This window comes from Micromonospora sp. NPDC005197 (assembly GCF_040608295.1).
Lineage (GTDB): Bacteria > Actinomycetota > Actinomycetes > Mycobacteriales > Micromonosporaceae > Micromonospora.
In genome coordinates, this window is record NZ_JBEXHY010000186.1 from 1 (window position 1) to 7,954 (window position 7,954).

The following is a 7,954-nucleotide window of genomic DNA, read 5'->3' on the forward strand; positions in this document are numbered from 1 at the left end:
GGGCCGGTGCCGGAGCCGGTGATGCTGCCGGTGAACAGGGTTTGGGCGGCGGACCAGCCGTTGGGGTTGGTGGGGTCGGTGGAGGTGCGGTAGGAAAAGGCGGTGCCGCCCCACTGGTAGGCCAGGACCCAGATGTTGCGGGGGGCGAAGTAGAAGAGTGTGGGTGCGACGGTGGCGTTGTTCATGGTGTTCTGGCTGGCGGAGGCCATCTCGGACCAGTTGGTGAACAGGCCGAAGTTCATCGAGCCCCACCGGGTGCCGGTGTCGTGGGTGGTGGCGTAGACCAGTTGCCGTCCGTTGTAGGGGGCGACGGTGAAGTCCTTGAGTGACACCCAACCCGACTTCGGCTGCGCCAACGCGCCGGTCGACGACCACCGGTACGACGACGGCAGATCACACGTGCCGCCCGGGGGCGGCGTGGTGGGCGGTGGCGTGGTGGGCGGTGGGGTCGTCGGCGGTGCGGGCGTGTCGGTCACCGGTGGCGTCGGCGTGGTGCCACCGTTGCAGGTCACGCCGTTCAGGGCGAAGCTCGTCGGGGCCGGGTTGCTGCTCGTCCAGGACCCGTTGAAGCCGAACGACACCGTGCCGTTGGTCGCGACCGAACCGTTGTAGCTCACGTTGCGCGCGGTCACCGCCGCACCGCTCTGCGTCAACGTCGTGTTCCACGACTGCGTCACCGTCTGCCCGGCGCTGTACGACCACGTCAACGTCCAACTGCTCAACGGATCACCGAGGTTCGTGATCGTCACGTTGGCACCGAACCCGCCCTGCCACTGCGACGACACGGCGTAGTTCACCGAGCAGCCCGCTGCGGCGGCACCGGCCGGCATCGCCACGACGACCGTGGCCGACGCCAGCAACGCGACACCGGCCGAGACGAGGCCGACATTGGTCGCTCTAAATATGGTCATCAAGCACCCTCCTGACGGGATGGCGGCCTCCACATTCGTGGGAATCATTGTTAGGTGAGCGTTAACAGCCGCGTCGGGTATGTTACGGGAGCGCTCCCAAACCATCAACCTCGATGCCTTGAAGGCGTCGGACCGTCATCGTGGGCCCTCCGAACAGGCCGGCACGGCCGCCCCGGTGCGCTGCACGCAGGACGGCCGTGCCGGTCCTCGGACGTCGTGCGAACGGCGACCGAGGCGTCGTCAGCCGACGCTGCCGGTGACCGTGCCACCGGACTTGGTCAGCCGGTAGGTGATCTGCGTTCCGCTCCAGAAATGGAAGGTGAGAATGACCGGACCATCGTTGACCTCGGCGAAGAACTCGGGCTTCAACAGGATCGTGTTCGCCGCGTAGTCAGGCTGGAAGGTGCTCCAGAACTCCTTGTAGGTGGTCCAGTTCGCCGGCCCGGCGGCAGAGCCGTCGGCGTACCTGGCCTCCATCGTGGCGAGCTGGTCACCTCGGAACTGGGTGGGGATGGTGAAGGAGGCGGTCGTCCCGGTGGCGGCGGCCTGGGTCGGCGGGTCGTAGGAGATGATGCTGATCTGCCACGGCACGCCCTGCGAGAAGCGGGCCTCGATGGTCGCGTTCACACCGGGGGCGCGGTTGCCGACCAGCCGGGTCAGCGCCGAGCTGGTCAGGGTGAGCGTGGTCCCGGAGACCGTGTAGTCGGTGTCGTTGACGAGGTTGGTGCTGCCCTGCCGCAGTCCCTGGAACGAGGCGCCGTTCAGGTTCAGCGTGAGGGTCCTGCTGGTGATGGTGCCGGTGCGGCGTACGTAGACCTGATCCGAGGAGGCCGTGGCCGACCTGGTGGTCACGCTCGTCTTCATCAGTGCCAGCAGGCCCGGGTCCCGCCACTGCAGGGTGTTGCGGTTGAGGAACGACCCCGCGTCCCAGAGCATGGTGGTGAACTTCCTGATCCGGGCCTGGTAGCCGACGGCCTCGAAGAACTTCAGCAGCTCGCCGCGTTCGATGATGCCGGGTCGGGTGTAGTCGTAGCTGAGCAGACCCCACTCGCCCACGATCACCGGTACACCCCGCGCCGCGAAGGTGTTGCGCACCCGGTCGAAGCCGTCGACCATGTCCTGCTCGACGTTGGTGTCGTAACGGGTACCGCCGGCGATGTTCACGCTGAACGGCCACCACCCGTAGAAGTGGACGGTCGCCGCGATGTTGCGGTCGTTCAGCTGCGCGATCGTGGCCGCCAGCGCGTCGAGCTGAGCCTGGTTGGAGTTGGTGTTGAGGGTGGGCAGCACCAGCAGTCGGGTGGCGTTGTTCCCGCCGGACTGGCGGACGAGGCGGACGAACGCGACGTGGAGCTCGCGCAGCACCTCGTCGCTCTGGGCGTCGCCCGAGGTGCCGGTGAACTGCGGTTCGTTGATGTTCTCGAAGACGAGCTTCGACGAGTGGTCGCGGAACCTCGTGGCGATCTGGGTCCACAGCGCGGTGTAGCGGTTCATCACGTTCGTGCGGTCGCCCGGGTAGCCGTTGATCCACTGCCAGGAGTCGTGATGGAGGTTGATCATCACGTACAGGCCCTCGGCCAGCGACCAGTCGACCACCTGCTGGACCCGGCTCAACCAGACCGGGTCGATGGTGTACGTCGGCGCCGGACCATGGTGGTTGCTCCACGTGATCGGGATCCGGATGCTGTTGTACCCCTGTGCCCGTACCTCGTGCAGCATGGCCTGGGTGATCAGCGGATTGCCCCATGCGGTCTCGTCCGGGATGGCGTCGAGGGTGTTGCCCACGTTCCAGCCGGGCTGCATCGCCGCCACCGTCGCCGCCGCGTCACCGCCGGGTGACGGGGACGGAGACGTGGACGGGGATGTCGTCGGCGTCGGGGACGGGGTGACGGTCGGGGTCGGGGACGGCGTGCCGCCCACACTCCCGGTGCACGTGACGCCGTTGAGGGCGAACGAGGCCGGCGCGGTGTTGCTGCCCGTCCAGGACCCGTTGAAGCCGAAGGAGACGGAGGCGTTCGTGCCGATGGCGGCGTTGTAGCTCACGTTCTTCGCGGTGACCTGGTCGCCCGAGGAGGTGACGGTGGCGTTCCACGCCTGGGTCACCCGCTGGCCGAACGGGAAGGCCCAGCTCAGGCTCCAGCCGTTGACCGCGTCACCGAGGTTGGTGACCTTCACGTCGGCGGTGAAGCCGCCCTGCCACTGGGACGGGACGGCATACGCCACTTGGCAGCCGGCCGCGGCCTGGGCGTTGCCGGCGACCATCATGCCCGCGGTGACCATCAGGGCCACCGCGCCGGCGACCAGGCCGACCCGTCGCCGTGTTCGTGGGAAACCGTGCGAACTCATCAGGAGACTCCTCGCCATGCTGGCGCTGTGGTGAATGGGGTGTCGACGTTCGCCGGCCGTCGGCCACCCGGTCCTGACGGGTCGAGGTGTGCCCGGACGGGGGCCTGGCACCCGGCGACCGCATGCGGGATGGCGAATGCGCGATGCCCGTGCGCGTGGGGCCGTGGTCGCCTGGACGACGCGGCCGGGAACGTGGATTGCGCGGACACTGCCCGAGGGTCCGCGCGAGCGGCGAGGCTCCCGCAACGATCGCTATGTTATCGATAACATAGTCATTCACCGATTGATGGGCAAGATATGCCCGCCCCGTTCACTGCAATTCGTACTCCAGCATGAAGACACCGCCGGTCAGGTTGTTGAGCATGGCTGCCACGCCCGCCCGATGGCGGCCGCGCAGCGCTCGGCCGTGAACGAGCCCGCGTCGTACGACGAGGACATGCCGAGCACTTCGCCACACCGTCGAAACACGCCCTCGGGGGTGCACCGACTGCGGCCGGTCGCCCTTGTGGGTGAACGGCACCGAGCACCGGGCCGGGCTCGCCGCCGAGCCGGCATGCTGCGACGGTGACGCCGGCCCGGAGAGGAAGCCCACATGGTTGACGCGGACGTGCCAGAGCGGATGCAGGCTGCGGCGCTGGACGAGTTCGGCGGGCCGGAGGTGATCACCCTGCGGAAACTTCCGGTACCCGAGGCCGCCGCCGACGAGGTGCTGATCAAGGTCCTGAGCGCCGGCGTGGGCGTGTGGGACGTCTACGAGCGGCAGGGCATGCTGGTGCCCGAGGGCACCGAGTTTCCGATCGTGCCCGGCCCGGACGGCGCCGGAACCGTCATCGCGGTCGGCAGCCAGGTGACCGATCTCGCGGTGGGTGACCTGGTCTACGCCGCCGCCACCAGCCGACCGAAGGGCGGCTTCTACGCCGAGTACGCGGCCGTCAAGGCCGAGTACGTCGCGAGGCTGCCCGACGGTGTGCCGGCCGAGCACGCCGGTGCGATGCCCACCGACGCGCTGACCGCGCTGGCCGGGCTGGACACCCTCAGCCTGCCGCCGGGCGCCTGGCTGTTGATCTTCGGTGCGAGCGGTGGGCAGGGCCACCTGGCCGTGCAGTTGGCCAAGCGACAGGGGCTCAACGTGATCGCGGTGGCCTCCGGCAGCGACGGGGTCGCACTGATGACCCGCCTCGGCGCCGACGTGTCTCTCGACGGCCACGCCGACGCCGACGAGGTGCTCGCGACGATCCGGGACGCGGCCCCGGAAGGAGTGGACGGCATCCTGGCGATGGCCGGCGGGAAGACGCTGGACCGGCTCACCGAGACGCTGTCCGACGGCGGGGTCGTCGCGTACGCCCACGGGGTGCGGCCGGAACCGCGCGAACGGTCCGGTGTGTCGGTCCGGGCGTACGACGGTGTGGCCAACCGCGGACAGTTGCAGCGCCTCAACGAACTCATCGAGGCCGGGCCGTTCGTGGTGCACGTCGCCGAGACGTTCCCGCTGGGCAAGGTGCGGGAGGCGCACAAGCGCCTGGAGAGCTCCTACCTGGGCAAGCTGCTGCTGACGATCGCCTGAGGGTCAACCGACGCGCTGTTGCGGGACGCGTACCGAAGCCATCCCGGCCGCCGTCGCGGCCTGGATGCCCAGGTCGGTGTCCTCGAAGACCAGGCAGGAGCCCGGGGGCACGCCGAGCTGCCGCGCCGCGAGCAGGAACGCCTCCGGGTCGGGCTTGGCCCGCGTGTAGTCCTCGGCGCACACCAGCACGTCGAAGCGGTCCAGCAGACCGAGCGCGTCGAGGGAGGCGGTGACCGTGGCCCGGGTGCTGCCGGAGACGACGGCGAACGGCACCCGGCGGTGCGCGTCGTGGATGTGCGCCACCACCTCGGGCACGGCGGCGACCTGCGGCAGCAACTCCTGGTAGATGCGCTCGCGGTTCTCGACGACGGTCGCCACCGGCATCGCCAGACCCTGCCGCTCGTTCAGCTCGACGATGATGTCGGCGGTCGGCCGGCCACCCCAGGCGTAGAAGAGGTCCTCCGGGAACTCGCAGCCCCACTCGTCGAGCGCCCGCCGCCACGCCACGTAGTGCAGCGGCATCGAGTCGACGATGGTGCCGTCGCAGTCGAACAGGTACGCGGCGAACTCACCGGGCGGCAGAGGCAGAGTCATCGAGGAAGGGTACAGCGGGAATCCGCTCACTCCTCGCTGACGGATGCCAGCCGACGCAGCAGGTCCGCACGTTCCGGCTCGGTGCCGACCAGCGCCAACGCGTCCCGGTACGCCGCATCGCCAGCAGGGTCGTTCTGCGCCCCCCGGGGGCACGTCGGGTCTCCCCGTGGCAACGAGGAAACCCGACATGCCCACGTCAGGCCGGGGCGTCCGTCCGGCGCCGGGTCCGCTCGGCCCGCCGCCGCATCTGCTGGTACGCCCCGGTCAACCCCATCGCCCGGCGTACCTCGGTCAGGGTCTGGCGTACCTCCTGCCGGGTCCGCTCGGTGCCCTCGACGATCAGCCGATCGACAAGTCCCCGCTCGGCCTCGATCGCGGCCCGGCGCTCCCGGATCGGCGCCAGGAACGTCTCCAGCGCGACGACCAGCCGCTCCTTGACCTCCACGTCACCCACCCGCCCGGCCCGGTAACGGTCGGCCAGGTCGGCCACCTCGGCACGGTCCGGGTTGAACACCTCGTGGTACGCGAAGACCGGGTTGCCCTCCACCGTCCCCGGCACGTCGGCCCGCACCCGGCTCGGGTCGGTGTACATCCCGCGCACCTTGCGGCGCACCGTCGCCGCGTCGTCCGACAACGCGATCGTGTTGCCCCGACTCTTGCTCATCTTGGCCGTGCCGTCGGTGCCCACCAGACTGGGCGTGTCCGCCGGGATCAGCTCGGGCACCGGGAACACCGCCCCGTACAGGTGGTTGAAGCGGCGGGCGATCTCCCGGGTCACCTCGACGTGGGCGGCGTTGTCCCGGCCGACCGGGACCACCTCCCCCTTCACGCACAGGATGTCCGCCGCCTGGAGCACCGGATAACCGAGCAGCCCGTACGGCATCTCCTCCTTGCCCGCGTCGCGGGCCATGTCCTTCAACGAGGGCACCCGTTCCAGCCGGGGAACGGTCACCAGGTTCTGCAGAAGGGTGTTGAGGTCGCCGACCTCCGGAATGGCCGACTGGAGGTAGAACGTGGCACGCGCCGAGTCGACGCCGGCGGCGAGGATGTCGGTCACCATCTCGCGGGCGTTGCCGGAGACCTGGTCGATGTCCTCCCGGCGGTTGCGGGTGGTCAGCATGTGCAGGTCAGCGATGATGAAGAAGCTCTCGTAGCGCTGGTGCAGCCGCACCCGGTTGGCGATGCTGCCGACGTAGTGGCCAAGGTGCAGGCGGCCGGTGGGCCGGTCGCCGGTGAGCATTCGTGCGATGGACATGGCGAGGTGCCTCTCATGCGGGTGGGTGGGTCACGCGTGGGCGCGCGCCGAGTGGGGCGAACAGGCCCCCTCGGTAAGCGGAAACAGGGCTCAGCGAGCCGTCCGCCATCGCGCGCCGGCGCGGTACCGCAGACCACCGGCACGGAGTACGTCCAGGAAGTGCTCACGGCCGTCGCCGGAGCTGGCCGGGACCGTGGGCACGACACCGCACGGCAGGCCGTCGACCACATCGACCGCCTCCGACACGCAACTGCCCGTCCGGACCACGGCCTCACGTTACCCGGGGGACGGTCCTGAGCTGTCCTCCTTCGCACTGCCCACCCCGGCGTGGCCGGACACGGGCTGCTTGGAGTGCCAGCTCCGGTCGGCGGCGCGCGGTCCGGGCGTCGCGTCCGTTGCGTCCTTGGCCAGCTCGCGGATCGGGTGCGCTGGCATACTCGGCTGCCATGGTGCTGTCGCGAGGGTGGGCTCTCTTCCTGGTCGGGGTCGGGATCTGGACCTGGGTGATCTGGCCGAGGTTCGCCGTCGCCATCTGGCAGGACCCGCGATCATGGGCCTCCGGCACGGTGGCCGACGGCGCCACGACCAGCTTCCTGTGGGTGCACGCTCTGCTGATCGCCGCGTCCCTGGCCATCGGGACCACCGTCGGTGTGCTCGGCATCCGAGCCTGGTCCGCCGCCCGCCGACGGCAGGCGTCCTGACCTCCGCCGCTGCTCGGCGAGGCTTCCGGATGGCTGATCCGACGCGGAGGGGAATCAGTGTGACGCGGGACGCTACCCCCCGATTTGACGATCAAACCCACGGACGCGTAACTTTCTCTCTGCCAGCGCGGAACGGGGCAAACAGGGCGAAAGACCTGGAGCACCGGATCGGGCAGGCAGCCGGGTCAGGCAGGGGTTCGCCTCTGCGGGCACGGTTCGGGCGGGGCTCACCGGATCAGCCGCGAGGCGGATTTGGCGCAGCGGAACCGACCGGGTAAGGTTCACGACCGGCAGGGCACCGGGCGAGACTGCGGGACACCGCAGCGGCCGGCCTGCCAAATCCGACGACCTGACGCAGCGGTTCGCTGCTGCGTGAGTGCGCCGGGACCAACCCGTACGAAGCACGACAGACCGGGACACACGGTTTGACACGGCGAAGACGGTGAGGTAACGTAGTAAAAGTGCCCGGCGCGAGAGCGGCGGGGACGCGGTACGAAAAGCCCCGGGATGGTGGCCCACTGGTTGGGTCTTCTGATCGGTGTGTGGTTGTTCTTTGAGAACTCAACAGGGTGCTTGTAAAGCC

8 protein-coding genes are annotated in these 7,954 nt (G+C 69.4%); 2 read left to right on the forward strand and 6 right to left on the reverse strand.

What is annotated here, in order from left to right; translation table 11 throughout:
* Together ABZU46_RS29875 and ABZU46_RS29880 are read right to left on the reverse strand one after the other, a co-directional pair.
* A partial coding sequence (locus ABZU46_RS29875) for a non-reducing end alpha-L-arabinofuranosidase family hydrolase (protein ID WP_354862987.1) occupies positions 1-911 on the reverse strand: 911 nt, incomplete at its 3' end.
* Positions 912-1,151: 240 nt separating this feature from the next.
* Positions 1,152-3,257 (reverse strand): cellulase family glycosylhydrolase, encoded by a 2,106-nt coding sequence (locus ABZU46_RS29880; protein ID WP_354862989.1) that lies wholly within the window; start codon positions 3,255-3,257, stop codon positions 1,152-1,154.
* A gap of 592 nt (positions 3,258-3,849) precedes the next feature.
* On the opposite strand from ABZU46_RS29880, the gene ABZU46_RS29885 reads away from it, so the two are divergent.
* Positions 3,850-4,821, forward strand: a complete 972-nt coding sequence (locus ABZU46_RS29885) for an NADP-dependent oxidoreductase (protein WP_354862991.1) — start codon at positions 3,850-3,852, stop codon at positions 4,819-4,821.
* Between the two features lie 3 nt (positions 4,822-4,824).
* Here the strand turns inward: ABZU46_RS29885 and ABZU46_RS29890 are convergent, their stop codons facing one another.
* From ABZU46_RS29890 to ABZU46_RS29905, 4 genes are all read right to left on the reverse strand, one after another.
* Positions 4,825-5,415 (reverse strand): HAD-IA family hydrolase, encoded by a 591-nt coding sequence (locus tag ABZU46_RS29890; protein ID WP_354862992.1) that lies wholly within the window; start codon positions 5,413-5,415, stop codon positions 4,825-4,827.
* A 26-nt stretch (positions 5,416-5,441) separates the two neighbouring features.
* A complete protein-coding gene (locus ABZU46_RS29895) occupies positions 5,442-5,588 on the reverse strand; it encodes a hypothetical protein (protein ID WP_354862994.1) in 147 nt (48 codons plus the stop codon).
* 23 nt (positions 5,589-5,611) lie between these two features.
* A complete protein-coding gene (trpS, locus tag ABZU46_RS29900) occupies positions 5,612-6,670 on the reverse strand; it encodes a tryptophan--tRNA ligase (RefSeq protein ID WP_354862996.1) in 1,059 nt (352 codons plus the stop codon).
* Positions 6,671-6,760: 90 nt separating this feature from the next.
* Positions 6,761-6,937, reverse strand: coding sequence for a hypothetical protein (locus ABZU46_RS29905; protein WP_354862997.1), 177 nt, complete (start codon positions 6,935-6,937; stop codon positions 6,761-6,763).
* Between the two features lie 179 nt (positions 6,938-7,116).
* On the opposite strand from ABZU46_RS29905, the gene ABZU46_RS29910 reads away from it, so the two are divergent.
* Positions 7,117-7,371: a hypothetical protein gene (locus ABZU46_RS29910; protein ID WP_354862999.1), complete on the forward strand. Its 255-nt coding sequence runs from the start codon at positions 7,117-7,119 to the stop codon at positions 7,369-7,371.
* Positions 7,372-7,954: the final 583 nt, after the last annotated feature.

Excerpts from the sequence above, each read along its gene's own strand:
- ABZU46_RS29880 (WP_354862989.1), bottom strand. The coding sequence starts at position 3,257 with ATGAGTTCGCACGGTTTCCCACGAACACGGCGACGGGTCGGCCTGGTC.
- ABZU46_RS29885 (WP_354862991.1), top strand. The coding sequence starts at position 3,850 with ATGGTTGACGCGGACGTGCCAGAGCGGATGCAGGCTGCGGCGCTGGAC.
- ABZU46_RS29890 (WP_354862992.1), bottom strand. The coding sequence starts at position 5,415 with ATGACTCTGCCTCTGCCGCCCGGTGAGTTCGCCGCGTACCTGTTCGAC.
- trpS (WP_354862996.1), bottom strand. The coding sequence starts at position 6,670 with ATGTCCATCGCACGAATGCTCACCGGCGACCGGCCCACCGGCCGCCTG.
- ABZU46_RS29910 (WP_354862999.1), top strand. The coding sequence starts at position 7,117 with ATGGTGCTGTCGCGAGGGTGGGCTCTCTTCCTGGTCGGGGTCGGGATC.